This window comes from Mucilaginibacter sp. OK283 (genome assembly GCF_900110415.1).
In the GTDB taxonomy this organism is placed as follows: Bacteria; Bacteroidota; Bacteroidia; order Sphingobacteriales; family Sphingobacteriaceae; genus Mucilaginibacter.
The window spans coordinates 95,697-122,565 of sequence record NZ_FODR01000013.1; the positions used below are offsets into that span (position 1 = coordinate 95,697).

Below are 26,869 nucleotides of genomic sequence, written 5' to 3' on the forward strand. Positions count from 1 at the left end.
TAAATTTTAGCAGGATTTATAGTTGAACATTTATCCCCACGTTAAACACTTTTTGAACCGGATAACCAAGCCCGTTACTCCCTTGCTCAGGGTCCCAAAGCTTAAAGCCACTGATGAGAAACAGGTTGGTGCCGTTGGCGTAAATCCTTAAGCCCGATATATGGAACCTTTTTAAGGTTTTCTCTTTAATACTATACCCCAATTCGGCAGTTTTCATACGTAGGAAAGCGCCGTTGCGCATCCACCAGTTGGATGGCTGGTTGTTGTTGGTATTTTGTGTTAAACCTAATCGTGGCCAAAAAGCATACAAGTTCCGGTTATCTTCAGACCAGTGATCATTGGCCACTACGTTAAGCAAACCATGCTGGTAAGCACCATTGGCCACAAAAGGAGAAATAGCCGTAGGATCGATAAAAAATGACGACCGGGCCGATCCCTGGAAAAATGTACTGATATCAAAGTTTTTATAACCAAATGAGAAGCCGAAGCCATAAATAATTTCGGGTGTGGTTGGGTAACCAAGGCCATTAATCATGTCAAGCGCGGTTATTTGGCCGTCGCCGTTTAAATCGCGGTATTTGATATCGCCTCCCCTAACCTCGCCGAAGTTTTGCTTGGGCGAGTTTTTTACATCTTCGTCATCAACAAACAAACGTTCGGCAACAAGACCGTACACCTCGCCCAGTGATTGGCCCACGCGCGACAGGTATTGTTCATTTGCCGGGTACGCAGGCTCTTCATTTACCAGCAGCTTACTGGCCGCATAGGTAAATGTGCCCCGCATTTGCAGCCAGGCGCTGCCAAAGTTTTTATTATAATCCATAGCAAAATCAATACCCTTGCCTTCGGCTACGCCTACGTTGGCGCTCACCGGGGCGGTAAGGCCCATGGTTGTTGGGATGTAGGCCCGCTGCATTAAAATATTGCTGCGGCGCTCATGATAGGCATCTACGGTAATGTTAAGGGCATCAAACAAACCCAAATCCATCCCGATATTGGTTTTCTTTGATTTTTCCCAGGTGATACCATCATTGGCATACCTGGAGATAGAAACACCCGGACGGTTGTAGGCATAGTTTTCGCCAAAGTACGATCCGAAATTACCATCGTTAAGGTTCACGTTGGATAGGTAAAAAAACCTGTCGTTGGCGTTACCAATCTGGTCGTTACCAACCAAACCGTAAGTGGCGCGGAATTTTAACTTGGTGATGGTGTGGGCTAAGGGTTCAAAAAACTTTTCGTTATTAACATTCCAGGCAACGCCTACCGACGGGAAAAAACCAAAACGGTTGTTACGCGCAAAACGTTCCGATCCGTTGTAACCAAAGTTGGTTTCAAACAAATAACGGTTATCATAACCGTAGGTTAGCCTGCCGCTTACGCCCTGGTTACGAAAAGGGAGCGACGATTGCAAATCGCCGGCGTTACCGGTAACATAGTTACGCTGTATGCCGATGAGCAGGCCGCTTATATTGTGTACCTTATTAAAAGTGCGGGTATAGTTTAGGGCAACCTCGGCATAGTTGGAGCTGTTCACTATTTTATTGCCCTGGTTGTAGTTAAGGTATTCGGTAGCCGATTTTTCGTTCAATAACGATAAGGTATACCCCTTAGGATCGGTGGCCGAGGGGCTGGCCGCGTAATAAAACGGCGTATACTGCCTGCTCAGGTTAAAGTAAGCATAGCGCTGGGTATAAGCCATGGCCCTTGCCGAAAGGCCTTCGGTAATAAATTTCAGGTCCTGCTTAATTTCAAGCTGCACATTAAGGGTTGATGTGCTGTACTGCTGAAATCCCGATACCATATCGGCAAAAGGGTTATCATAAACATCGCCGTTTGATCCTCTTGGCGCGTTACCAAATAAAGGGTGTTTAACCAAAGGCAGATCAGATGCCGGAAAAGTGGCCGGGAACAATACAGGGTTGGCATTTAACGCGCTGCCAAAAACTGCGCCGCCACCGCCTATAGGGCCGTTATAATCGTCAAAATCGCCGGATGTGCGTACGATGGCCTCGGTAGTTGAGGTAAGCTTTACGTTTACGTTCGACCGGATCTCGTAGCTTTTAAGGCTTACGTTGTTGTTGAAATTGTTGCCGCTTTGCGCCTTTAGCACGCCATTATCTTTATTGGCCGATGCCGATATATAATATTGCGCCCGGTTAACACCGCCGCTGATGTTTAAATTAAGCCTTTGGTTATTGGTGTAATTTTTAATTAACGAGCCAATCCAGTCGTTACTGGGATAAAGCAGCGGATTATCCCCGGCCATGGTATGGTCAATTTTGTTTTGGGTATACGGCAAGGGCGACAGCGGGTTGCGGGTAAGGGCCGCTTCGTTTGATAATTTCATATAGGTGATATTATCGGCCAGTGCAAAATTCTGGGTGTTTGATGAGGTTGAATTTTCAAACCGTACATTCATTTTGGTATCGCCCACTTTGCCCGATTTGGTGGTAACCAGTATAACGCCATTGGCGCCGCGCGCACCGTATAACGATGAAGCGGCCGCATCCTTCAGGATAGAAAACCCGGCAATATCATCCGGCTGAAGGCGGGCCAGTGTGTTGGTGGTTGATTCCATACCATCGATCAAGATCAGCGGATCAATTTTGCCCGAACCAAATGAGGTTATCCCCCTGATGAAGAACGAAGCATTATCGGCTCCCGGTTCGCCACTGCGCTGGTACGATATTAAACCGGCAATACGGCCGGCAAGCATGGTGGTTAAATTGCTGGTTGGCCCTTTTAGCTCTTTTGGGCTAATGGTGGTAATAGAGCTTACCATGCTTTCCTTTTTCTGGGTACCGTAGGCTACTACTACAACCTCGTTCAGATCATTTTTATCGTCAAGCAGTACCACATCAATCGTGTGGCGCCGGTTAATGGCTACTTCCTGTTTGGCATAGCCCAAAAACGAAAATACAAGGGTATCGGTGGCTTTGGGCACCTTAATGGTGTAATCGCCGCTAACTGTGGTAATGGTACCGCTTTTGGTATGTTTTACGGCAACGCTTACGCCGGGCATTACCAGCCCTTTGTTATCTGTTACCTTACCACTCACAGTAAATGTTGTTTGCGCCAGGGATACTTTCCCAAGCATTAATAAAAACAGTAAGCAACAAAGGTACTTCACCTTCAAATAGGTAAAAATTCTTTCATTCATGATGGGTTTGTGTAAAGATTAAACTATAAATTTGTATTTGTATATACATAATTACATATTAAAATTACAAAAACAAATTTTTTTCATGATAAAATCTAAATAAGTTGCGCATTAGTGCACAATATGCCAATTTATCCTGTGTTTTAATGATTTAGGCACTCATAATATTTATTTTAATAACAAACATTCGAACATATTTATTAAATGTTTGTACATTATAAAATATTTTAAAAAGATGTCTTCAAAATGAGTGGATGAAGCGGAGAAACAGGCATTAAAAGGCAAAAAAAAGGAGGTTGTAATTTTTTGTAGTTTTTTTGAATTTTCTTGTACTTTTTTAGCCAAAAATTAGAATTAACCACTTAAAAATTATACATACTTGATAAGTTTTTGCATGTGAGGGGGCAAAAAGGCATAACGCAAAACAGGCCGCAAAGCGGCCTATTCAATCAAGAAATCAACTATAACCCCAACTTATTTATTTTTAGCAGCCCATTGTTTTAAAACGGCAATGGCATCGTAAAGCACCCCGGCCTCGCCCCTGAAATCGCCCGAGCCTTTTGGGGCGCCGGTTCGTACATCGTACCATTCAAAAAAACCTTTGTTGGCAATAACCCTATCCAGCATCGGCGATAGCTCGGCATAAGCATCTTTTGCGCAACCATATGACAGTAAGGGGGCTATCATGCGGCCGCCAAACCATGTCCAGTCGCCGCCATTCTGATAATCATAGGAATGCATGTTCGGAAAGCGCTCCGTTGGGTACGGCGGGTAAACTGTAAGACCAATAGTTGCATACTTTTCTTTTGCTGCAGCGGCCAGCATCTGGCGGTTTATTTCCTTAACCTCGGCCGGGGTATTAAAGCCTGCCAGTATAGCACATATCGATCCGCCTAAATACAAAATCTCTTTTTCATTAAAATCGGGCGTAAAAGGGCTGCCATTGAGGTACAGGTGCGGGATGTATTTCTGCCGGTCCTTATCCCACAGGTATTTACGCACGTTTTTGGTAACATTAGCCGCTACCTGCGCCCAGTTTTGCTTGGCCTTATAGCCTTTAGGCTGCATGGCCACAAAATTGTGCAGGGCTATTACAAACATGGCATTATCATATATATCAATAGCCCATTTGGTTTTTTCGTTAATGGCAACACCCCAGCCGCCATCGGCCTGCACATCGCCCCAATCAATAGTGGTAGCGCCTGTAACCAGGCCGTACTTTGCCGACCAGCGGTCTTTTTGCAGGTATATAAAAGCATCCTCCATACGCTGCAACACTGTTTTGCCGCCTATCACTTCATTCAAAATGGTTTTATCGCCGGTAACATCAATATATTTTTTTACAGCCTGCACCAACGACGACTCCTGGTCGGTTTCTACAGTATTTTTATGCGCCGCCCAGCCGCGCAGCAAAGGCGAGTAGCGGTATTTGTATCCCACGTTGGCTTTAGCGCTATCTACAACACCATCAACTATATTACCATCATCATCCTGAATCTTAAAAAATAGTAGTATCTTTGTTTTAACCTCATCCTTAGGATGTACCTGGAGCGATCCTTTAATAAAAGTATTAAAATCGCGGATCCAAACCTCGTTGTAGGATGTGCCTGCAGAAAACCCCGAAAGTAATTTTAAAGCCCTCGCCTGGATAGTATCTAACCGGCCATCGGCCATGATAGATTTGGCAAGCGCGGCTTTACCGGTTGTTTGGCCACTGGCAGATAAGCCGGTAAGTATAGAAAGCATAATAAAAAAAGACAAAAGTATTTTCATGTATAAATAATTTTTATAATTAAAAACTGTTTAGGATATAACGCAGGCAAATCTCCTGGCACTAATAATATGTACAAACATAAAAACATTAAAATTCAAACCAAATTTATTATGCGTTTTATTTGCAGAAAATATAAAGCTATCTTTAAGTTTCAGACGATGCCTGTACAGTGTGCCGAATGTTTTATTTATAACACATAATTAGTAGACATATTAATAAAACATGTAACTAATTATTTAATTTGCACTATACTGTTCATAAAACCTGGATAAATACCAACATGAAATTTTCAATTGATCATAAAAGCAGCGTTCCGCTTCACATACAAGCCGAGAACCTGCTAAGAGAGCTAATAAAAGACCCTGAATACCAGGCAGGTAAGCTTTTACCCAATGAAGTAGATCTGGCCAAAAAACTGGCCATATCCAGAACCACCCTGCGCCAGGCTATCAATAAACTGGTTTATGAGGAGTTGCTGATCAGGAAAAAAAAGCTGGGAACAAAAGTGGCTCAGCCAAAAATGAGCTCAAAAGCAATGAACTGGCTAAGTTTTACACAGGAAATGCAGGCTCGCGGTATCATAATTAAAAATTACGAGCTGCATATAAGCTGGGTGTACCCCGACGATTATATAGCCAACTTTTTTGATATAAAAACTGAAAAAAAGATACTGAAAATGGAGCGCTTAAGAGGAAATTCCGACGAGGCTTTTGTTTATTTTGTATCCTATTTTCACCCCAGGATTGGCCTTACAGGCGATGAGGATTTTAAAAAACCGTTATACGAAATGCTTGAAAATGAGCATTCTGTAGTTGCAGATCTGTCAAAAGAAGAGATTAGCGCTAAAGCTGCAGATAAATTTATTGCCGGCAAACTGGAGATTGATATTGGCAGCCCGGTACTTTTCAGAAAGCGTTTTGTATTTGACCAGGGCGACCGGCCAATGGAATATAACCTGGGTTATTATAAAGCCGAAAGTTTTGAATATACAGTGGAGAGCAGAAGGACAAGTTAAGTTCAAACTAAATATTGATTACTTGTTTGCAATTTAAATGAAATCTAATATGTTTGCACATTATAACATATAACGATTATATGAACAGAGGTCCAGTTGTAAAAAATGACGTCAAACCAGATATTCAAGAACTGAGGTCGACCAGCCAGTTCCTTATTCCGGCTGAAAAGCAGTCGGCACTAAATTCCGAATACGATATCTACCCCACATTTAAAATTGACGGGCCAATTTTTAATGGATTTGGAAAACTGGCAAGCTGGATAATTGCGCAGCAAAAAAACATCATCATTGATGGATACTCCGGCGTTTACTGGGATATTTTTGTACAACACCTTAACACCGAGCTTATTAATAAGGATGCAAGCGTAAACTGGATAAACATCAATGACGCCCTTAAACCCGAATTGGTTATTCACGCCACAATAGCACCATTTATGGGCGGCAACGATCCTTTATTTGGAAAGATTTACGAAGGTGACCTTATCGATTTTTTTGACGAGGAACTGCTAAGCGAAATAACACCTTTAAACAACTGCCTGAATATTATTTACGGCTGTGGCGCAGCACTCAGCGGCTGGCAGGCCCCCCTTATTTACCTGGATGTACCTAAAAACGAAATCCAATTCAGGTCAAGGGCAAACAAGATCTGTAATATTGGCGATTATCAGCCTGCAGATCCTAAAGTACAGTATAAACGTTTCTATTTTGTTGATTGGCCGGTACTTAATAAACACAAAAAGCAATTACTGCCTTCTGTTGATATAATTGTTGATGAGCAAAGGATTGATGATATCAGCTGGGCAACCGGCGATACCCTGAGGAACGCGCTAAAACAGTTATCAGGGCACATGTTTAGGGCCCGGCCATGGTTTGAGCCGGGTGTATGGGGTGGCCGCTGGATAAAAGATAATATTAATGGTTTAAACGACGAAGTGGTAAACTATGCCTGGTCGTTTGAACTGATAGCACCCGAAAATGGCCTCATACTGCAATACGATAATCATATGCTGGAAGTATCGTTAGATACCTTGTTTTTATACGATAACCAGGCTATTTTAGGCAAAGCTGCTGCCAGGTTTGGCGATGCCTTCCCAATCAGGTTTGATTTTCTGGATACTTTTGATGGCGGTAACCTTTCGCTGCAATGCCATCCTACTGTAGCCTATACCAAGGCAAATTTTGGCGAAGATTTTACCCAGGACGAAACTTATTACATTCTTGATGCCGAACCGGATGCCGAGGTGTACCTGGGTTTCCAGGATAACATTGATAAACAGGAATTTAAAACAGTACTGGAAGATAGTTTTCAAAACAACCAGCCTGTTGAAATAAAGGACTACGTACAAACATTCCCGGCAAAAAAACATGACCTTTTCCTGATTCCGAACGGTACGGTACATTGCTCGGGCAAAAACAATATGGTGCTTGAAATAAGCGCCACGCCCTATATTTTCACCTTTAAAATGTACGATTGGCTTCGCCCGGACCTGAATGGAAATCCGCGCACATTGAATATCGACAGGGCATTTGAAAATCTAAACTTCGACAGAAAGGGTGATGTAGTTACCGATACCTTAATATCAAAACAAAGCATAGTAAAACAAGGTAAAGACTGGCAGGTAATTAACCTTACCACGCATCCAGAGCATTTTTACGCTATTGAGCGTTTTGAATTTGATACGGTTGTTGAAGAAAATACCAACAACCAATGCCATGTGTTAAGCCTGGTAGAAGGCGAAAGCATAAAAGTTACCACCAATGGATTAACACAAATTATCCATTACGCCGAAACATTTATTATACCGGCCAACGCGTTAAGCTACACCATGACCAATACCGGCAACAACAAGGCAAAAGTGGTGAAAGCCTTTGTTAAGGATGAATGCTGTTAACTAAAAACCTAAAATAAAAATAACCCATTACCTAAATTACCATTTCATGAGCCAGGAAAATTCAAAGTCTGTACAAGGCAGGTCTACCCTATTTTTGGTGGCCATAACTTTGGTAGCTACATTGGGCGGTTTACTTTTCGGCTTCGATATGGCCGTAATTTCGGGCGTGCTGCCTTTTGTTAAAAGCCAGTTCTCGTTATCGGCCGCCACAGAAGGCTGGTTTGTATCATCGGCATTAGTTGGCTGTATCATCGGCGTATCCTTTTCGGGCGACTTAAGTGACCGGATAGGCCGTAAAAAGATGCTGATGTTAGCGGCCATATTATTCCTGCTTTCGGCCATTGGCTCGGCGTTATCATCGGGTTTTACCTTACTCATACTGGCACGCATGCTTGGCGGTATGGGCGTTGGGGTGGCATCAATTGTAGCACCTTTGTATATCTCAGAAATTGCCCCCGCAAACGTAAGGGGCCGCCTGGTCACCTTTTACCAGCTGGCTATCACAGCGGGCATACTGGTGGCTTATTTGACCAACGCCGGCTTATTAAGTTTTTCGCTAAATTATAAAGGCGGCGGACTGGGCGACATTTTAAACCTGGTACTGGTTAAGGAAGTATGGCGTGGCATGTTAGGTTTAGGTACAGCACCCGCGCTACTATTTTTTGTAGGCCTATGTTTTGTGCCCGAAAGCCCGCGCTGGCTTATCCAGCAAGGTAAAAATGATGAGGGGATAGCAATTTTGGCAAAAATAACCAACATGGCTTCGGCGCAAAAAGATGCCTTACTCATTCAAAATACTAAAAGCCAGGAAAAAGGATCATATAAAGAAGTGTTTTCGCCCGCCATGCGCAAGCCCTTGCTTATCGGCCTGCTGCTGCCCCTGTTTTCCCAGTTCAGCGGTATTAACGCGGTAATATATTACGGCCCGCGTATTTTAAGCGATGCGGGCATCAACATTACCAATGCACTGCTTGGGCAAATCATTTTTGGTATAGCCAACTTCCTGTTTACCATTATAGCCATCTGGAAGGTAGATAAAATGGGGCGCAGGCCATTATACATTGCTGGCTCGTTGGGTGCTACAGTTTGCCTTGCATTTACCGGCATTTGTTTTTATGCAGGTACAACCAGCAGTATCTCGTTAGTCATCAGCATTATACTATTCCTGGCTTGTTTCGCATTCTCTATAGGGCCGCTTAAATTTGTTATTGCTTCAGAAATTTTCCCTACCAAAATACGCGGCAGGGCTTTGGCTTTAAGCATAATGGTGATGTGGATTGCCGATACTATTGTGGGGCAGCTTACCCCCATGTTTTTAGGATCGGTTGGCCCGGCAGCTACCTTTTGGTTTTTCTCGGCTTGCTGCCTGCTGTCATTCTGGGTAGTATATAAAATGGTACCCGAAACCAAAGGTAAATCGCTTGAGGAGGTTCAGGAGATTTGGGCAGGGCATTGAGCCTCACCCTGCCCGCAAAGACTACTGTGAGTACACATTTACCAAAAGAAATTGTCATTTCGAACGAACAGAGTGGGATTGTGTGAGGGGGTGAGGAGAAATCTTATGCGATTTGCATTCCGAGGGGCTATGTTGATGCAGGGCGTTCAAGATTTCTCCTCGTACCTCGTTCGAAATGACAACTTCTTTTTATAGGAACTTGTGTGTGTGCCCAGCAGCTTTTGGAAAGGGTTCTTGATTTGCATATTTTTTAAGTCCTCTCCTTTGGAGAGGATTTAGGTGAGGCTCTTAACGATATATAAAAAGCAATATGATAAGGATACGCAAAACCGCCGTATTGTTCCTGGCAATTTTATGCGCCTATTTAAGCGGCGGCGCGCAAACAAAACAGCCGGTTGATTATGTTGATCCATTCATCGGCACATCAAATTCCCGATGGATGTTATTCCCCGGTGCTACAATGCCCAACGGGATGGTTAAGCTTAGCCCCGATAACCAAAGAGGGGTTTGGCAGGGTGGTTATGAGTATGCGGTAGGGAGTATTCATGGCTTTAGCTTTTTACACGGCTGGACAATGGCGGGTCTACTGACCATGCCTGCCAACGGCGATCTGTCGACATCACCGGGCGCGCCCGACGAACCGTTTAAAGGGGCCGGGGGCGGTTACCACTCCAGGTTCAGGCACGAGGATGAAAAGGCCTCGCCGGGGTATTATTCTGTTTTCCTGATGGATCCGCAGGTTAAGGTGGAACTGACTGCAACCGAACGTACCGGCGTGCAGCGCTATACTTTTGCCAAAGACAGCTCAAACCGGATTATGATCCAGCTTAACATTCCGGCGGAATATGGTTATGACCTGAAAGATGCTGTTATTACCAAAGTATCCAACTCCGAGATACAGGGCTATGCCAAAACCGCATCGGCCAATTTTAATGACTATACCTTGTATTTTGTGATGCAGTTTAGCAAACCTTTTCATGATTTTGAGGAATATGGAAACCAGTCGGTAATTAAGAGCAATAAAGAGATCAAAGGATCGGGCGAACTGGGCGCATACGTTACCTACCCAACCTCGAAAACCGAACAGGTAATACTAAGAACCGGCATCTCGTTTGTTAACATGGACCAGGCCCGGCTCAATCTTAAAACAGAATTAAAAGATTTCGGCTGGAATTTTGACGCCCTGGTAAAACATAACCGGACAATATGGAATAATACCCTAAAAAGCATTGCGGTAACCGGTGGCAGCGAAACCGATAAGAAGAAATTTTACACCAATTTTTACCGCTGTTTCACTGCCAAGATGATCATGAGCGATGCCAACGGAAAATATACCGATGCTTGCGAAAACGTACAGCAATTGCCGGCCGGCCGTACCGCAATGATAGGTGGCGATGCATACTGGAATACCTTTTGGAATTTGAACCTGCTGTGGACCCTGACATCGCCGGATATGGTGCAGCAACTGGTAGATACGCAGCTGGAAATGTATGAAAAAACAGGCTGGTTATCCAAAGGTCCTGCCGGGGTAGAATACTCGGGCATTATGGAAGGCTCGCATGAAATGGCATTGATTGCCAGCGCGTATTTAAAAGGTATAGTAACCAAGGATGCCGAGATAGCTTACCGCGCCATGAAAAAGACTATGGAGGTTGAACCCACTCCTACCTGTGGGGGCAATCCGGGCAATCCGCAGATAACTGATTATGCCAAATTTGGCTTTGTACCTGTTGAAAAAGGTGCCACCTCAAAAGCATTAGATTATGCGTATGATGATTGGTGCGTAGCTCAGATGGCCAAATTGCTGCATAAGGACGATGACTATAACTTTTTTTTAAAGCGATCTGCAAGCTGGAAAAACGTTTTTAACCCGGCAAGCCGCTACGTTACGCCAAGGAAAGCAGATGGCTCATTTATTCCTGATTTCGACCTTTTTTCTGTTAGCCATTTTGTGGAGGGCAACTCCTGGCAATATTCGTTATATGTGCCGCATGATGTTCCGGGTTTGATCAATTATATCCATAAGGATGAATTTTTAAAGCGGCTAACCATCGGCTTTCAAAAATCTGAAGTGCACAAATTTGCGGCGCACGCGCTTGACCGTACCATGGGGCAATCGGCCGAGTATTATATTAACCAGGGCAATGAGGTGAATATGCAGGCTGCTTACCTGTTTAATTATGCAGGCAAGCCATCCCTTACCCAGTATTACACCAGGAAGATCCTGAACACTTTTTATGACGCCTCGCCCTACGTTGGCTGGAATGGCGATGAAGACGAAGGCCAGATGGGCGCCTGGTTTGTATTAAGTTCGATGGGTTTATTTGAAATGAACGGCGGTACATCGCCCGATTTAAGAATTGATATTACCAGCCCCCTGTTTAACAATATTAAAATCAATTTGAACCCATCCTATTTCAAGGGAAAAACCTTCGAGATTAAGACATATCATAACTCGGCCAAAAACATCTACATCCATACGGCAAAGTTAAACGGCAAAACCTTAAAGGATAATCATATCAGCTTTAAAGATATTGTAAATGGCGGCAAGCTGGAGTTGTATATGAGCGCCACGGCTAATTAAACTTTAATCCTGGGCTGTAAGATCCAGCGAATCTGCCGGTAATGGTATCCCTTAAATTATCATGTTTCAGTGATAAAATTTCACAAAATCCGGAAGGGAAATGGCATTCAAAAATAAAACACTGTCATGCTGAGGAACGAAGCATCTATTCGCGAACTTTTCTATCGCTCATGCATAGCTGATAGATCCTTCGAGCCCCAGGATGACGGGAAAATTGAATACGTCATAGGTAGTGATAAAATTTCGCGAAATTCTGAAGGAGGTGTGACATCGGTTTAATCTTCAATGTCATGCCGAACTTGTTTCGGCACCCCACATGCTAAGTGTACTTCATGCGGGTCACCTATCCTGTGGGATCCCGAAACAAGTTCGGGATGACTTTCGTTTTTAAACATATCATAGTCAGTAACCAAGTATCCGCTCGCGAACCTGGCATTGTAGATTACATACAACTGTCCGATCCGAGTATAATCAAAAAAACTTGCGAAGTTTAAAAACTTCGCAAGTTTAGTCCCGGGCAAATACGGGAGCTATAATTACCTACTGCGTAACCGGCAAATCCTTAATACCCCATGCCTTATTAGGCTCGGGGCCCATTTCCAGCTTTAGCTCCCCTCCTTTTAACAATTCAGATGCGGGAAACCAGAAGGATTGCAGCGCTTTACCGTTAAGTGTAGCGCTTTGTACATATTTATTATCCCTCGATACGTTTTTAGCCTCGATGGTAAAGCTTTGCCCCCTGCCGTACGCGCCGTTAAGGTGGATGGTTACTTTAGGAAAAATGGGGCTTCCTATTTCGTATATCGGGTGTGCACCGGCACCGCCGTCTGTTTGGAAAAGCCCTAAGGCGTTCATGATAAACCACGAACTCATTTGCCCCTGGTCTTCATCGCCCAGGTAGGCATTGGCTACACCAAAGCCGTAAAAACGATCGACCACCGAGCGGCTCCATTTTTGGGTAAGCCAGGGGTGTTTGCCCCAATTAAACAGGAATGCAAACTGCATACTTTGCTGGTTGCCCTGTATCACCGGGTAGTCCCAATACTGATCGCCTGGCGCATTAAACCTCAGCTTATAGCTCTCTTTAAAACCCCAGCTTAATCTGTCGATAAACTTATCCTGGCCTATCTTCTGTATCAGGCCCGGAACATCCTGGGGTACAAAAAACGTGAGCTGCCACGCATTCCCTTCTACATAATGTTCATTAGCGCCCGACCGGAAAGGGTCAAAATTTGGATACCAGGTGCCGTCCGATTTTTTCATCCTTGAATAGCCTATAGTTGTATCCATCGCATTTTTCCAATAGCCCGACCTGGTTTTAAAGGTATCATATACATCATTCCGGCCTAATGATTTTGCCAGCTGCGATACTGTCCAATCGTCATAGGCATACTCCATGGTGTTTGAAAACCGGCCTTTATCATAGGGCACATATTTGTATTTTAAATAAGCTTCCAGGTCTTCATTCCCTGCAAAGCCTGCCTTACCTACTTTTTGCGCCGGCGTGGTCTGCATTTTTACCACAGCATCGAGCACTTTTTGCGAGTCATAATCGCGGATACCCATCTGGTAGGCGCTAACCATCAGCGGGATTTCATGCTCGGCTACCATCACAGGCACATAATTCATCCCGGCAGGGCCTTTTGCAAGCCAGCCATCAGCATCGTACATAGCCAGTTGGGATTTTACCCAATTTGACGACCATTCGGGCGTTGCCAGATTCCAAAACTGGTTAAGGTTCCAAAAGGTATTCCAAAACGCGTCGCAACCCATCGCCGGCGATTTAGGGTCTTTAAGCTGCTGCAATCTTTTTGAGGCATCAATCCATTGCCCGTTTACATCACTCCAGGTATTGCGGCTGGCCAACGCCCGGAACATATTACTGTAAAACCGCATTTTCTCGCGGCTATCGTTAGTGCTTATCTCCAGGCGGCCCAAGAGCTTATTCCAGGTTTCCTTTTGGCCTTCACGTACTTTTTCAAAACTCCAGTTATATGGTTTTGTAATTTCTTCTGCTAAATTTTGCGCCGCATTATCAAGACTCACCAGTGATATACCTGTACGCGTTTGTACCGCCTGGTTTTCGCGGGTATCAAACTCCACATAAGCGCCGGCATTTTTAGGGTCGATAGCGCTTACGATATCGCCATCCCCTACTTTATTATTTACCCAGGTGCCAAATTTGCGTATGGGGCGATCAAACTCAATCACAAAATAAACAGTATAGTTTTGATCGACTCCGCCCGACCATGCATCCTTAGTAAATTGTTTGCTTGATCCTTCTATCCGGGTATCACTAACCTTCTTTAACGTAACATCTTTCAGGTTATAGCCATATTCCGCCGGGATTTTTAAATCGATCATTACCCTTGCGTTTTCAACTTTGGGGTAGGTATAACGCTGGAAGCCGCATCGCGTTGTTGCCGTAAGTTCGGCTTTAATATGATAGTCGGTCAGCATTACTTTATAATAGCCTAAAGGCGCCTCCTCGCTTGATTTATCAATCTGTGAGCGGTAACCGCCATCGCGTTTATGCTCGTCGCCAATACGGGTTTGCAGCGGGCCGCTGGTGGGCATCATACCCAGGCCGGCCATTGTCCATTCATGAATATGGCTAAATGTACCAATGCTTTCAAAGGTGGGGTCGTAACCACCCATCCAGCCCCCGTTTTGGTTATCCGGGCTCAATTTAACCATGCCAAAGGGCATCCACGGCCCGGGTGCAATCATCCACCTGGAATGTGCCGAACCCAGGCGGGTATCTACATAATCTGCAGGTGTTTGTAGTTTATTAGGCGTCCGCAGCACTACGCCTTTTTCAAGCAAGGTATCGTTGCAAAAAACCTCGTAGCTGCTTTTTTTTGCGGCTGAAACAGCCGGCATAGGTGCCTCAAACACATACCTTGCCGAATCGAGCCTATCAGCAAAAATTATCTTCCCATCCAGCTTAACCAGCAACTTAGGTTTACCATTCAGGTGCTGTGCATCAACAAGTAGCGGCTGATATCTTTTTTTGTCTTGTTCAATTTCATACGTCGCAGGTTTAACGCTGCGCAAAAAGGCACTGTTTGGAGCAATTAGCTGCAATTCCTTTGGTCCATCCAGTTTAACCTGGTCAAATACCAACCATGAGCCATCTATGGAGGTAATTTGTATTTCGTTGCCCCCCTTGTGCAACAGCCCGTTTTTTATGGGAATGGTTAGCGCATAAGGATTGGCTTCACTAAGGTCACCTTCAACAACCTTATTGTCTTTACCTTTTGGAAGCCGGGTTTTAAACGACTTACCGTTGATAACCACCTTTACCAATGGCGGCGAGGCTGCATTGTAGCCAACCATGTTTATGGTAAAACTATACACCCCATTAACCGGCAAAGTTTTTACGCCAAACAAAATATTAAGTACCTGTGAATGGATGCCCGATGTACCACCAGTGCCGCCCCAGTCATCATTTGGCCCAGGCAATACATATGGCCAATCAGTTTCGGGTTTAGATAGCCCGATCAGAAAAAAACGGTCTTCCCATCCAAAATCATGGTCTAAAAAATGTTGGTATGCTGCAGGAGCCAACGCCATCCCCGCACTACTGCGGTCGGCTTTGCCTATTTGCCAAATCGCTTCCTGTTGAGCAACAGCCCGGTTAAGTGTAAAGCACAAGGCCGCCATTAAAAATGCACTTTTCCCATTCATCCTTATAATCATATATTCAAAATTGATTTACTTCAGTTAAATATGCAGAGATATGCTTCTCTAAACATTAATAAATTCTCCAATCTAACAGATTGGCTTAATAATGTCCATACATAAATACATAAAATATTTCAATATGCAAATTTTAATGAAGTATGTCGAATAAATTTGTAGCCAGAGTTTGATTATTAATCAGAAAAAAGTGATAAGGAATCAGGTAAGGTCATGTATTTATACGTATTTAAGTATCTAAAAATCAAATGCATGACCCAAAAAACATAAAACCCACTAATGATAAAGTTCAAGCCAGTTGAAAACGGGCAGTTCAAAATAGCCTAAAAGGTATTCGGGTAAGATCAGCCGAATCAGGGTTTCGTAAGCGTTTGTCAAGTTTTTGTAGTTTGTTGTTCATCACAAAACAATGATTTTTTTCTTTTCCTCCCAATATTCTGCTTGATCCTCAAATATTCTGCTTGATCCCTTTTTAGCTTCAAATGGCACTTTTAGAAAGGAAAGCCTGTTAGAATTACTAAGAAGCTTTTGAAAGCGTGGTGGCTACTGTACAAATCTTGAACTATTTCCTCTCTGATTTGCTTTTAATGGCTTATTTGGAATTGTTTTTTTTCTCCAAATTTTCTAAAGGAGAATCCAAGCTATTTAATTGGATAGCCTCTCACACACGAGGCCCCGCCAATTATGATCACCGCTTTCATACTTCTTGCGATTTTCTGTAGCTATCCTACGGAAAAGCCGAATAGCTTCCCGGTCATCAAGGTTATACGTATCCTGGCCGAGATGCTCTTGAAAAAGCGTTGAACGAAAAGTGCGAACGGTATCGATGTCTGAAAATGCTGCGTTCATTTCACTATTCCCAAAAAGTGAGAACCGGTGCAGGTTGCACGATCCGACAGTTGCCCACTCATCATCAATCAACATCAGTTTGGCATGTATGTATACAGGTTTCCGGTATCCAGCCGCGTCCAGCCCGGCAATACCTGCAACCGAGAAGTTTTCGTATGCAGCAAGAGCCGATGGTACCTGTGCCGATAAAGGCATCAATAACACTACATATACACCACGTTCGAGGGCATTTTTTAGAGGTGTTATTATTTCGGGAACATCTATTTGTTGATTTTCTATATAGATAGTACGGCACGCAGCATTAATTGCAATACAATATTGCATGAAATTAGATTGTTCACCCGCAGCAATAGCGAAACTCTTTCCGCCTGGAGTTGCTTTCCCGTCGAAATATCGGCCGACATGTATAGTCCGCTGTATTTGTACCGACGCCTGCCCGCGTGCAGTGGGTATTTCGACGGGAAATTCCAAATTAACTTCACTGCCGATTCCCCAGCGGCCATCTTCTACAGATCGTTCACTTGCTTCGTTCCACCGCTGAACAAAGTTATGATGAACATCGACAACAGATGGGCCCGTTAGTTCGACGTAAACGTCATGATTATGCCCCTCGCCATAATGCCCCGGTGAAACCATTGAATGAGGATTGAGATTGATCCCCCCGACAAAAGCTGTTTCATTGTCGTGACCGGCGTCGATCAGCCAGCTTTTCTGGTGCTGGCAAAAGCCTGAATGTGCCCGATCCCAACGAATTTTTATGCCGGAATTTCGCTTATTGAGAAAATCAATATGATCGGCACTGCCCCAAAACGCGTTCTGCCTAAGCCATGCCGTTTCCTCGTCCGGTCTCCAGAAAATAAACCGGACATCGAGCCCCCTGGCGACAGCTTTATCCAACACCTCCCACATACTGCCCCGGTGATCCGGCATCACAAAGTTTGCCCATAAAAAAGTAACAGTAGCGTAAATTGTATGCTGTGCAGCTTCGATTGCCATACAGATACGCCGGAATGCAGGTTCACCGTCTATCAACGGCTTCACCAAATTTCCTGAGCGAACGGGGTAGGATGCCGCGCCTGCGAAAGGAATTGTTGTGGTATTCACCCTACGAACTTATCAAAAATTGATATAATGAATTAAATAAACCTGGATTTTTTAGATGAGAGAACTTAATCGAATTGTTCTATCCCACTATAAACGAAAAACGTTCGCAAGCATTTAGCAAGTTGCGAACGTTTGTGGTGCAGACTTTATTTATAACACAATTTTTCTTTCATGATTTGAAAAGATTGACAGATTTAGACCTGAATTGAAAATGGTTCAAATTCCGTATTGATAACCAAGGCCGCCGGCAACAGATACTGACTCGCCCCGGGAAAAACTATACGCTAAAAAGAAATGTATGAAAACGGAAGACGATCAAACAGCGCCCATAATTCGCTTTCACGAGCGGGGCCACTTACAAACAAACTTACGGGCTGAGATCATAAAGTCGATTGTGTTGCAGGCCTTTACTGCATAAGGTTGACCCTGGTGAAGTATATAACCTGCCAATGAAGAATATTACTAATAAATGTTAGGGGTACGTTGTTTTTTTGAGATGGCGAGGGGTGCTCAGTTTCGGCATTTTCTTTATCTTCGACCCTATGTATGAAATTTTCCAGCGGTATATAGATAACCGGGTGATACTAACTGATGCGGAAAAAGATAGGGTACGCTCGGTTGCCGTGATCAAGAAGATACGCAAACGCCAGTACCTGTTACAGGAAGGAGACATATGGAAGTACGATGCTTTTGTAAGCGCCGGCTGTTTACGCACCTATTCGGTAGATGAAAAAGGGAATGAACATATCATCGGGTTCAGTATCGAAAACTGGTGGAGCGGCGATCGGGAAAGCCTGTTATCGGGGGAACCTTCCCGCTTTAATATAGACGCGATAGAAGACAGCGAGCTGGTGCTGTTTACCCACAATAATTTTGAAATGCTGCGCCGTGAAATACCTTTGTTCGATCAAATGGTCAACAACATCCTTAATAAAAGCTTCGTCACCCAGCAAAACCGCATCAATGCCACACTAAGCTACACTGCTGAAGAAAAATACCTCTACTTTGTTAAAAAGTACCCCGAGTTTGCATTGCGCGTACCCCAAAGCATGATCGCCTCCTATCTGGGTATGACGCCTGAAACACTCAGCCGCATCCGCACACAAACCGCGCGGAACAAATCCTGATTGATATAGATCAATTGCTTTCTTATTTTATGTCAATGTGCACGTTTGTCCGGTGCTGCACCTTTGTAATGTACAAACAAAACATTTACAAACATTTAAAAATAAGAACCATGTCAAAAACAATTTTTATTACCGGAACAAGTACAGGCTTTGGAAAACTCATTGCCATTACGCTGGCAAATGCAGGGCATTCGGTTATTGCAGGTATGCGTAACATGGCGAGCAAAAATGCCGCCGTCGCCCATGAGTTAAATAGTATTCCCAATATAGAAGTCGTGGAGATCGATATCACCAGCGACGATTCTGTTAAGCAAGCCTTTGAGCAGGTATTTTCTAAATACGGCAAAATAGATGTGCTGGTAAACAATGCCGCTGTAAGTGGCTTCGGCTTATTGGAGGGTTATTCACTCAACCAGGTAAGGAATATGTTCGAGGTGAACGTATACGGGGTATTACGCACTTACCAGGCCGTGTTGCCTGCCATGAGAAAAGAAAAGAACGGCCTGATCATCAACCTCACCTCGGGCGCAAGCGGCCACACGTTGCCTTTTATGGTACCTTACCTGGCCTCCAAATTTGTGGTAGAAAGCATTACCGAAGGGGCGCAGGATGAACTATCCGACTTCGGCATTGAGAACGTGAGCATCCAGCCTGGTGTTTATCCTACCGAAATGAATAACGGATCAAAAGCCGGCGTGCATGCCGACAGGCCCGAGATAGTGACAGCATACGGGGACGCTGCGACTGAAAGGTTCAACGCTTTGGGGACTGCCTTGTTCGGTAAAATGGAACAATTTAAAATGGACCCGCAAACCATTGCAAACGGTGTGCTGGAACTGGTGAATATGCCTAAAGGCACCCGTCCTTTACGGCTTCCGTTGGACGCGATAGCCAGGGGTACCGACAAAGAATTTATTGAGGCGCGTGCCGCTATCAAAGAGAAATGGTTAACTACTTACACCGCTTAATTTTTAAGAAAATGAAAACTGCAAAAGAACTACTACTGGATTACTTAAACCATATAGGTGATCCGGAGTTCCAGATCGAACTATTTGCCGATGACGCTATTTTTGAATTGCCTTATTTGGCGAGTATCGGCCTGCCAGCCCGTTGGGAAGGCAGGGAGGTGTTACACAAATTTCTGAGTAATCTTCCTAAGACCTTTCCAGGCTTTAAATTCAGCAATATTCAGATCCATATCGACACACCGGAGCAAGCGTTTGGTGAGTACGAAGCAACCGCAATTATAGCCGCTAATGGCAACAATTACACCCAGCACTATATGGGCAGGGTAGTTGCTAAAAACGGAAAGATCCAATTGATCCGCGAAGCGCTAAACATGGTTCCGGTAATTCGTGATATCAAAGGTATCAATATCTTCTGATCGGTAACCAAGAGACCTCATATCCATAATGATGAGGTCTCTTAGTTTATTCAATCCCGAACGCCACAACAAAATAATTTGGACGCCACAACAAAATAGATCATCCAAGTAACCGCCATGTTTGCACTGTTAATTTTAATTAAGATATGAAACAGCAAAAAGAAACTGTGTTAGTTACCGGAGGAAGTGGCTTTTTGGCCAACTACTGTATTCTCCAACTACTCGCCGAAGGATACGCAGTAAAAACTACTATCAGGCGGCTGGATAAAAAAATGGCTGTTATAAATCAGCTACAGGCCGGCGGCTTACAACATCCGGACCGGCTTTATTTCATCGCGGCAGACCTGACCAAAGACGAAAACTGGCACGAGGCAGTTGCCGGATGTACCTATATTTTACATGTGGCTTCGCCTTTTCCAGGTAATGCATCCAAGAACGAGAATGAACTGATCATGCCTGCAAAGGACGGTACTCTGCGGGTGTTGTGTGCTGCGCATTCGGCAGGTGTTAAACGGGTGGTGCTAACTTCATCCTTCGCTGCTGTAGGGTACAGCATTAACCCGAGGGGCCATGTCTTTACTGAAGCGGACTGGACCGATGCGAATGCCAAACTACCGGCCTATATCAAGTCAAAAGCAGTGGCAGAAAAAGCGGCCTGGGATTTCGTTACCGGTACAGACGGCAAAATGGAATTGACCGTTATCAATCCGGTGGGCATATTCGGGCCGGTACTGGGTGAGGATTTTTCCAGCTCCATTCACATCATCCGCCGCATGATGACGGGCGAAATGCCAGCCATCCCGGATGTTTATACTAACCTTGCAGACGTGCGGGACGTGGCTGACCTGCATATCCGCGCCATGCTTGCGTCTGAGGCGGCGGGCCAACGATTTCTGGCACTCAGCGGTCCCGTTATGAGCTTTACAGAGATAGCACATACCATTAAAACGAGTGTTGCCGAAGTATCGGAGCGCGTATCCATTAAAGCTGCGCCAAGTTGGTTGTTACGCGTCCTTTCGCTATTGAAGCCGGAACTTAAGCAAGTTATCCCTAATTTAGGGGTAGTTCGGAATGCGGCGAATGGAAAAGCTAAAAGAATTTTGGGCTGGAAACCACGCTCCAACCAGGAGATCATCATCGATACAGCAAAAAGCCTGCTGGAGCGCGGCATTGTAAAAGTTTGAAGCGAAAAAGAAAGATAAAGTACGCAGCGTATTTAAAACCTTTGATATAATGGAAGCCAATGCTGAACTACCCGGAATCCTGATCTCGTGTTATTACCATAAAACCGTAAAAGGCGAGAATATCATCCGCCATCACGCTTTTGCTTATCAGCTTTCAGGAAAACTGATCGTTCGGGGCGAGCAGGAAACCGTGATTTTTGAACCGGGAGACTTCCGGTTCAACGTGCGTAACCAGTTAGCCAGGTTTATTAAACAGCCGGAACAGGGAGAAGCTTTCCGCTCATTGTCGCTCCAGTTCGATGAAGAAGTACTGCGCGAATTCGCTGCCGAACATCGCCTGGTACCGGAAAATAAGCCAAACACCCCTCCTTCGTTTAAACTTAAAAAACATCCGCTGCTGCAAAACTTCATGAATGCCTTACAGCAATCATTACCTTATTTTGAAGCCGGCAACCGGGAATTGGTTAAACTGAAACTAAAAGAAGCACTGGTTATATTACTAAAGGTGCAGCCCGAACTTAAAGACCTACTTTTCGATTTCGACCCTCCCGGAAAGATCAATCTGAAAGCATTTATGGAACAGAATTTCAGGTATAACCTAAGCATTGCACGTTTGGCTTTCCTATGCGGACGCAGCATTTCGGGCTTTAAAAGAGACTTCTTTAATGCATATAATACAACACCCGCTAAGTGGCTACAGGCTAAACGCCTGGAAGAAGCTTATTATTTGCTAAAGCAGAAGCAAATAAGGCCCACGGATGTGTGTACGGAGGTCGGGCTCGAAAATCTGTCGCATTTTTCATTCATATTCAAAAAGCACTTTGGTTGTACGCCGGCACAGATATTCAAATCGTAAATGCAAAATCTTCACTTCGATAGTCGCTGTTAATACTGATTTAGGACGCAATAACTTTGTATCGCATTTTACGTCGAGTTCAACAAAGTTTTATGGAAATGCTGGGTTATTTAGATATATTCAATGACAAGATTACTTTAATAGGCTATCGCTAAAAATTTAATCCTCGTAAAGTCTGAATATACTATACTAAAAAGCCTTCAGAAATTATCTGAAGGCTTCTGTGAGAATTTGTTGAACAATTTCACACTATTATAACACAGTGTTATTTTTCTGTGGTATCAGCTGGGATCGAACCAGCGACACAAGGATTTTCAGTCCTTTGCTCTACCGACTGAGCTATGATACCTCCTTTTGGGGAGTGCAAATGTAGCTTTTTTTTTGTGTTTGAGAATTATTTTTTGAAAATAGTTTAAAAAAAGCGCTCAACATACTGTAACAAAGGGTATTATTTTTACTACGATACCACTACCCTTACTAATTACCTTAATTACCATTTATCTTTTTGTTTAGCCAGTATTCCCACTGATATAAAAACATTGTATAAAATCAATCTAACTACATCAGTTTGCATAGGTTTTGTATATTTAGGTGTTTAAAACATTTATAAACCTGGCTATCAAGGCCTAAAACCAATGTTATGATGACAACTAAACCAGCCTCTATCGATGAATATATTGCAGCCTTCCCCCATGATGTTCAGCAAATACTGCAACAGGTACGTGCTACCATCAGGGAAGCGGCGCCCGAAGCCAAAGAAAAGATAAGCTATGCAATGCCTGCCTTTACCCTCCATGGCAACCTTATTTACTTTGCAGGCTATAAAAACCATATTGGGCTTTACCCTACGCCCGGCGGGATAGATGAATTTAAAGAAGAACTATCCAACTACAAAGGCGCCAAAGGATCGGTTCAATTCCCCCTGGATAAACCAATGCCTTTAGATTTGATAACCAGGATCACCAAATTCCTGGTAAAGCGGAACCTGGAAAAAGCAAAAAAGTAAACCTTTTTGCTTAAATAATTCATATTGCCGCAGGGGTTAATACATTGTATCACATACAAAAGGCCGGTAAACCCTTTCAAATGTTTGAACTGCATAGTCTTCGTGAACAACGTTGTAAAAATAAAACTGAGTAAAATCGTGTTATCTTTGTAACGCTATGAAAAATCTATCTTTTTATATTTTGTCTGTTGCCCTCTTCGCATCCGCCTGCACAAAAAAAGACGTTGCCTGGTTCAGCATATCCAAAGTAACTAAATCAGACACGGCCAGTAAGGTTATCGTTAATATCAAAACCCGACTGACGAAAGAACAACTGCTTGGCATCGCCGGAAAAATAAAATCAGACAGTGCAGCTTTGCCTAACCTGCAACTATGTTATATGCTGCCCGGTCATAATGATAAAAATACCGGATCGAACAATTTTTACGCCATTGCCAAATATCCCAGTGCCCAAACGGCAACTATGCAGGATACTTTAAAAGATTCGGAAGGCAACGTTGTAAGGCTGAAAATAACCGGCGTATCTGCACAGATGGCCCAAAAAATGGTTAATTTTCATCCAAAGGAATTAAAAGACCAAAACTTTTTCGGGCACTTTATTGATGATAACAACCATACCGTCATTATTCCCTTCAGGGATTTAACCGATCCAAAGAAGGAGTATTATATACTGGAATTGGATACAACAGGCAAAGTGGTATCTGCAACAATCCCAACTGTGGTTACTAAGGATGGTATCGAAAAATGGTTTGTGACTGATCGTGGAGATTATATCACCATAAAAGATAGCATACTTACCCAATACTCTATTGATGATTTAGGCATTCCTTACAATAGTATTAAATCGGGCTTATAAATAATATACGTAATCAGTTTATACCTTTTAACTAAAAACTAAGTTAAAAAAGGATAATTTTTTCCTTTTCCTAATTTATACCAATATATTTATAGTGTTTAAAACATTATAAATATATCTATGAACCAAAATCTTATTAAAACCTTAACACTGAGTGTTATCGGGGTTTTTAGCTTTTGCCTTGCAATTGCCCAGCCCCGGCTGCCGGAAGGCTACTTCTGGAAAAAGCTTCCAAACGGACTGGAAGTTGTTGTTATTGAAAACAGCAAAGTGCCTTTGGCTACCATTGAAATTGCCGTAAAAAACGGTGCTTATACCGAGGGCCCCGAATTCAGCGGCCTGTCGCACATGTTCGAGCATATGTTTTTTAAAGCCAACAAAGATTATCCAGACCAGGCATCATTTCTGAAACGTACGCAAGAACTTGGCGCCATATGGAATGGCACTACCGATGTAGAGCGCGTAAACTATTTTTTTACTTTTGACAGGGATAGCCTTAGCGCTGGTTTAAAATTCATGAACGCAGCCATCCGCTTTCCTATTTACCGCGAGGAGGATATGAAAAAGGAACGTCCTGTTGTGGACGGCGAGTTTCAGCGTGCCGAAAGCGATCCGGGTTTCCAGTTATGGTACGGTATCCAGCAAAAGTTATGGGGCGACCTCATCACCCGTAAAAATCCAATCGGTATTCACGAAGTGATTAACACCGCTACGCCCGAGAAAATGATGGTCATCAAAAACAAATATTATTTCCCTAACAACAGCTTGCTTACTATTTGCGGCGACGTAAAACATGATGCAGCTTTTGCCATGGCCGAAAAAATATTTGGCGATTGGGAAAGCAGTGGTTTCAACCCGCACGAAAAATATCCTATCCCGGCATTTAAGCCATTAACCCAAAAAGAATATTTTATTAAAGAAACCACCATAGCGCAAACACCATCAATGCAAATTTCATGGCAGGGGCCGTCATACCTTACCGATTCGGCGTCTACCGTGGCTGCGGATTTGTTTGGCACTATTGTGGGTTTAAACTCGTCGAAACTACAGCAGGCTTTGGTTGATAAAGGGCTGGCAAGCAGCGTATATGTAAGCTACACAACCAGCAAATACGTTGGGCCTATTGATATGGGTATTGAGCCGAACCCAACCAAACTTAAAGAATGCTATGACGAGGTAATAAACCAGATAAGCCTATGGGCAAAGGATGATTACTACACCGATGAGCAACTGAAAGACGCAAAAGCTATATTATTGCGTAACAGCATTCACCGTAAAGAAAAGCCATCAACCCTGGCCAGCCAGTTGAGTTACCAATGGTGTAGCACATCGCTCAATTTTGCTACCGACCTTGATAGTAATTACCAGAAAGTAACCCGTGCCGATATCAAAAAATTTGTGGATACCTATATCATCGGTAAACCATACGCGGCAGGCTTGATTATATCGCCCGATTTGAGTAAACAACTGAATGCAGCTTCATTTTTTGTAGCTAAGTAATTTAAAAGATCTTATCATGATGAAGAAATATATGTTGGGCCTGCTGATTATAGCGGCGATAGGAAATATAAAAACAGTACAGGCACAAAAAGCAGCTTACGAAACCTCGGTTGATGGCGTTAAGGTAATTGTACAGCCAAGCGGCAACGATATTGTAGAGATACAAACTATTATTAAAGGCGGCGTACAAAACTACTCTGCCGAGAAAATGGGTATCGAATCGATGGCGATGAACGCGCTTACCGAGTGCGGTACCGTTAAACACGATAAAAACGCATTTAAAGATATATTGGATAAAGTAAGCGCTACAGTTTATGGTTATAGTAACAAAAACTATTCGGTAGTACGCATGAATTGTATTAAAAGCGATTTAGACGTGGTTTGGCCGCTATATGTTGAGGCCATGACCCAACCGCGTTTTGACGCCAAGGAGTTTGCCCGTATTAAACAGGACGCCATTACTAATTTAAAAAGCCTTGACTCCAGGCCGGACAATGCCATTGATAAGTTTGCCGATAAAGTTGCATTTGCAAACCGCGACTATGCCAAAGACCCGATGGGAACAGTAGACATACTGACCAAATTAACGCCCGAAGAAACCAAAGCTTATTATACGTCCATCTTCACCAAATCGCGCTTACTGATAGTTGTTGTGGCCGATCTTGATCAGGCTACTATCGAGGCCAAAGTAAAAGCGATGTTGGATGGTGTTAAAAAAGGCCCTTCATTTGCGTTTAAAAAAGCATCATTTAAGGTTTACAAAAACAGCATTAATGTGGAGCAGCGCGATTTAGCCACCAACTATGTTGAAGGTATCACGAGCGGCCCCATACCGGGTACCGAAGATTTTGACGCCTTTAACGTAGCTATGCGGATCTTCGCTAACCGCCATTTTTTAGATGTGCGTACCAATAATGGTTTATCATATGCACCGCAGGCCTGGTTTAGCGTTGGGCAAACATCAACCGCACGTTTTTCGGTATCAACCACGCAGCCAGATAAATATATAGCCGTGTTTGATAAGCTGGTTGATAAAGTAAAAACAGAAGGCTTTAAACCCGAAGAAGTAGCCAACATGAAGGTTACCTACCTAACCGGTTTTTATTATAAAAACGAAACCAATAGCGCACAGGCATCATCTATCGCATCAAACGAAGTGTTATTTGATAACTGGAAACGCTCATTAACTTTGGTTGATGATGTTAAAAAATTAACTGTTGAGCAGGTTAACAACGCCTTTAAAACCTACATCAACAATATTGTGTGGGTATACCAGGGCGACCCTAAAAAAGTAAACCAGGTTTTATACATCAACGGAACCCTGAACAAAGGCGAAAACGGTGTCAATCACTAATTTAAGTCAAAATTAAAAAATCAAAAGTCAAAATTGCATAGCGGTTTTGGCTTTTGATTTTTA

General features: G+C 43.5%; 17 protein-coding genes and 1 tRNA gene. 13 read left to right on the top strand and 5 right to left on the bottom strand.

Going from position 1 to position 26,869, the window contains the following annotated elements; translation table 11 throughout:
• Positions 1-16: 16 nt before the first annotated feature.
• Positions 17-3,163, bottom strand: coding sequence for a SusC/RagA family TonB-linked outer membrane protein (locus BMX56_RS24525; protein ID WP_090652342.1), 3,147 nt, complete (start codon positions 3,161-3,163; stop codon positions 17-19).
• Between the two features lie 474 nt (positions 3,164-3,637).
• Positions 3,638-4,936 (bottom strand): GH36-type glycosyl hydrolase domain-containing protein, encoded by a 1,299-nt coding sequence (locus BMX56_RS24530; RefSeq protein WP_177183906.1) that lies wholly within the window; start codon positions 4,934-4,936, stop codon positions 3,638-3,640.
• A 281-nt stretch (positions 4,937-5,217) separates the two neighbouring features.
• Here BMX56_RS24530 and BMX56_RS24535 point away from each other — a divergent pair, with 281 nt between their 5' ends.
• From BMX56_RS24535 to BMX56_RS24550, 4 genes are all read left to right on the top strand, one after another.
• A complete protein-coding gene (locus BMX56_RS24535) occupies positions 5,218-5,952 on the top strand; it encodes a GntR family transcriptional regulator (RefSeq protein WP_090652343.1) in 735 nt (244 codons plus the stop codon).
• A gap of 80 nt (positions 5,953-6,032) precedes the next feature.
• Positions 6,033-7,844, top strand: coding sequence for a class I mannose-6-phosphate isomerase (locus BMX56_RS24540; protein WP_255369910.1), 1,812 nt, complete (start codon positions 6,033-6,035; stop codon positions 7,842-7,844).
• 46 nt (positions 7,845-7,890) lie between these two features.
• Positions 7,891-9,300 (top strand): sugar porter family MFS transporter, encoded by a 1,410-nt coding sequence (locus BMX56_RS24545; protein ID WP_090652344.1) that lies wholly within the window; start codon positions 7,891-7,893, stop codon positions 9,298-9,300.
• Positions 9,301-9,610: 310 nt separating this feature from the next.
• Complete coding sequence (locus BMX56_RS24550) at positions 9,611-11,884, top strand: GH92 family glycosyl hydrolase (protein WP_090652345.1); 2,274 nt, start codon at positions 9,611-9,613, stop codon at positions 11,882-11,884.
• A 540-nt stretch (positions 11,885-12,424) separates the two neighbouring features.
• On the opposite strand, the gene BMX56_RS24560 is transcribed toward BMX56_RS24550, so the two are convergent.
• Both BMX56_RS24560 and BMX56_RS24565 read right to left on the bottom strand, forming a co-directional pair.
• A complete protein-coding gene (locus BMX56_RS24560; RefSeq protein ID WP_255369911.1) occupies positions 12,425-15,586 on the bottom strand; it encodes a GH92 family glycosyl hydrolase in 3,162 nt (1,053 codons plus the stop codon).
• Between the two features lie 645 nt (positions 15,587-16,231).
• The gene (locus BMX56_RS24565; RefSeq protein ID WP_090652347.1) at positions 16,232-17,539 is read right to left on the bottom strand and encodes a phospholipase D-like domain-containing protein; all 1,308 of its coding nucleotides are present in this window, start codon (positions 17,537-17,539) and stop codon (positions 16,232-16,234) included.
• Positions 17,540-18,081: 542 nt separating this feature from the next.
• On the opposite strand from BMX56_RS24565, the gene BMX56_RS24570 reads away from it, so the two are divergent.
• From BMX56_RS24570 to BMX56_RS24590, 5 genes are all read left to right on the top strand, one after another.
• A complete protein-coding gene (locus BMX56_RS24570) occupies positions 18,082-18,666 on the top strand; it encodes a Crp/Fnr family transcriptional regulator (protein ID WP_090652348.1) in 585 nt (194 codons plus the stop codon).
• Between the two features lie 110 nt (positions 18,667-18,776).
• Complete coding sequence (locus BMX56_RS24575) at positions 18,777-19,634, top strand: SDR family oxidoreductase (protein ID WP_090652452.1); 858 nt, start codon at positions 18,777-18,779, stop codon at positions 19,632-19,634.
• An 11-nt stretch (positions 19,635-19,645) separates the two neighbouring features.
• A complete protein-coding gene (locus BMX56_RS24580; RefSeq protein WP_090652453.1) occupies positions 19,646-20,050 on the top strand; it encodes a nuclear transport factor 2 family protein in 405 nt (134 codons plus the stop codon).
• A 146-nt stretch (positions 20,051-20,196) separates the two neighbouring features.
• Positions 20,197-21,234: an SDR family oxidoreductase gene (locus tag BMX56_RS24585; RefSeq protein ID WP_090652349.1), complete on the top strand. Its 1,038-nt coding sequence runs from the start codon at positions 20,197-20,199 to the stop codon at positions 21,232-21,234.
• 49 nt (positions 21,235-21,283) lie between these two features.
• On the top strand, positions 21,284-22,090 hold the full coding sequence (locus BMX56_RS24590) for a helix-turn-helix domain-containing protein (protein ID WP_090652350.1): 807 nt from the start codon (positions 21,284-21,286) through the stop codon (positions 22,088-22,090).
• Positions 22,091-22,366: 276 nt separating this feature from the next.
• Here the strand turns inward: BMX56_RS24590 and BMX56_RS24595 are convergent.
• A tRNA-Phe gene (locus BMX56_RS24595) sits at positions 22,367-22,439 on the bottom strand.
• Between the two features lie 291 nt (positions 22,440-22,730).
• On the opposite strand from BMX56_RS24595, the gene BMX56_RS24600 reads away from it, so the two are divergent.
• From BMX56_RS24600 to BMX56_RS24615, 4 genes are all read left to right on the top strand, one after another.
• Positions 22,731-23,096: an iron chaperone gene (locus BMX56_RS24600; protein ID WP_090652351.1), complete on the top strand. Its 366-nt coding sequence runs from the start codon at positions 22,731-22,733 to the stop codon at positions 23,094-23,096.
• A gap of 157 nt (positions 23,097-23,253) precedes the next feature.
• Complete coding sequence (locus BMX56_RS24605; protein ID WP_090652352.1) at positions 23,254-23,952, top strand: hypothetical protein; 699 nt, start codon at positions 23,254-23,256, stop codon at positions 23,950-23,952.
• A gap of 120 nt (positions 23,953-24,072) precedes the next feature.
• Positions 24,073-25,452: a M16 family metallopeptidase gene (locus BMX56_RS24610; protein WP_090652353.1), complete on the top strand. Its 1,380-nt coding sequence runs from the start codon at positions 24,073-24,075 to the stop codon at positions 25,450-25,452.
• 16 nt (positions 25,453-25,468) lie between these two features.
• Positions 25,469-26,806 carry a M16 family metallopeptidase gene (locus BMX56_RS24615; RefSeq protein ID WP_090652354.1) on the top strand — a complete coding sequence of 446 codons (1,338 nt, stop codon included), beginning with the start codon at positions 25,469-25,471 and terminating at the stop codon, positions 26,804-26,806.
• Positions 26,807-26,869 lie beyond the last annotated feature (63 nt).

Coding starts and splice junctions, on each gene's coding strand:
- BMX56_RS24580 (WP_090652453.1), top strand. CDS start 19,646: ATGAAAACTGCAAAAGAACTACTACTGGATTACTTAAACCATATAGGT.
- BMX56_RS24560 (WP_255369911.1), bottom strand. CDS start 15,586: ATGATTATAAGGATGAATGGGAAAAGTGCATTTTTAATGGCGGCCTTG.
- BMX56_RS24600 (WP_090652351.1), top strand. CDS start 22,731: ATGATGACAACTAAACCAGCCTCTATCGATGAATATATTGCAGCCTTC.
- BMX56_RS24525 (WP_090652342.1), bottom strand. CDS start 3,163: ATGAATGAAAGAATTTTTACCTATTTGAAGGTGAAGTACCTTTGTTGC.
- BMX56_RS24615 (WP_090652354.1), top strand. CDS start 25,469: ATGATGAAGAAATATATGTTGGGCCTGCTGATTATAGCGGCGATAGGA.
- BMX56_RS24570 (WP_090652348.1), top strand. CDS start 18,082: ATGTATGAAATTTTCCAGCGGTATATAGATAACCGGGTGATACTAACT.
- BMX56_RS24610 (WP_090652353.1), top strand. CDS start 24,073: ATGAACCAAAATCTTATTAAAACCTTAACACTGAGTGTTATCGGGGTT.
- BMX56_RS24575 (WP_090652452.1), top strand. CDS start 18,777: ATGTCAAAAACAATTTTTATTACCGGAACAAGTACAGGCTTTGGAAAA.
- BMX56_RS24540 (WP_255369910.1), top strand. CDS start 6,033: ATGAACAGAGGTCCAGTTGTAAAAAATGACGTCAAACCAGATATTCAA.
- BMX56_RS24535 (WP_090652343.1), top strand. CDS start 5,218: ATGAAATTTTCAATTGATCATAAAAGCAGCGTTCCGCTTCACATACAA.
- BMX56_RS24590 (WP_090652350.1), top strand. CDS start 21,284: ATGGAAGCCAATGCTGAACTACCCGGAATCCTGATCTCGTGTTATTAC.
- BMX56_RS24550 (WP_090652345.1), top strand. CDS start 9,611: ATGATAAGGATACGCAAAACCGCCGTATTGTTCCTGGCAATTTTATGC.
- BMX56_RS24530 (WP_177183906.1), bottom strand. CDS start 4,936: ATGAAAATACTTTTGTCTTTTTTTATTATGCTTTCTATACTTACCGGC.
- BMX56_RS24605 (WP_090652352.1), top strand. CDS start 23,254: ATGAAAAATCTATCTTTTTATATTTTGTCTGTTGCCCTCTTCGCATCC.
- BMX56_RS24585 (WP_090652349.1), top strand. CDS start 20,197: ATGAAACAGCAAAAAGAAACTGTGTTAGTTACCGGAGGAAGTGGCTTT.
- BMX56_RS24545 (WP_090652344.1), top strand. CDS start 7,891: ATGAGCCAGGAAAATTCAAAGTCTGTACAAGGCAGGTCTACCCTATTT.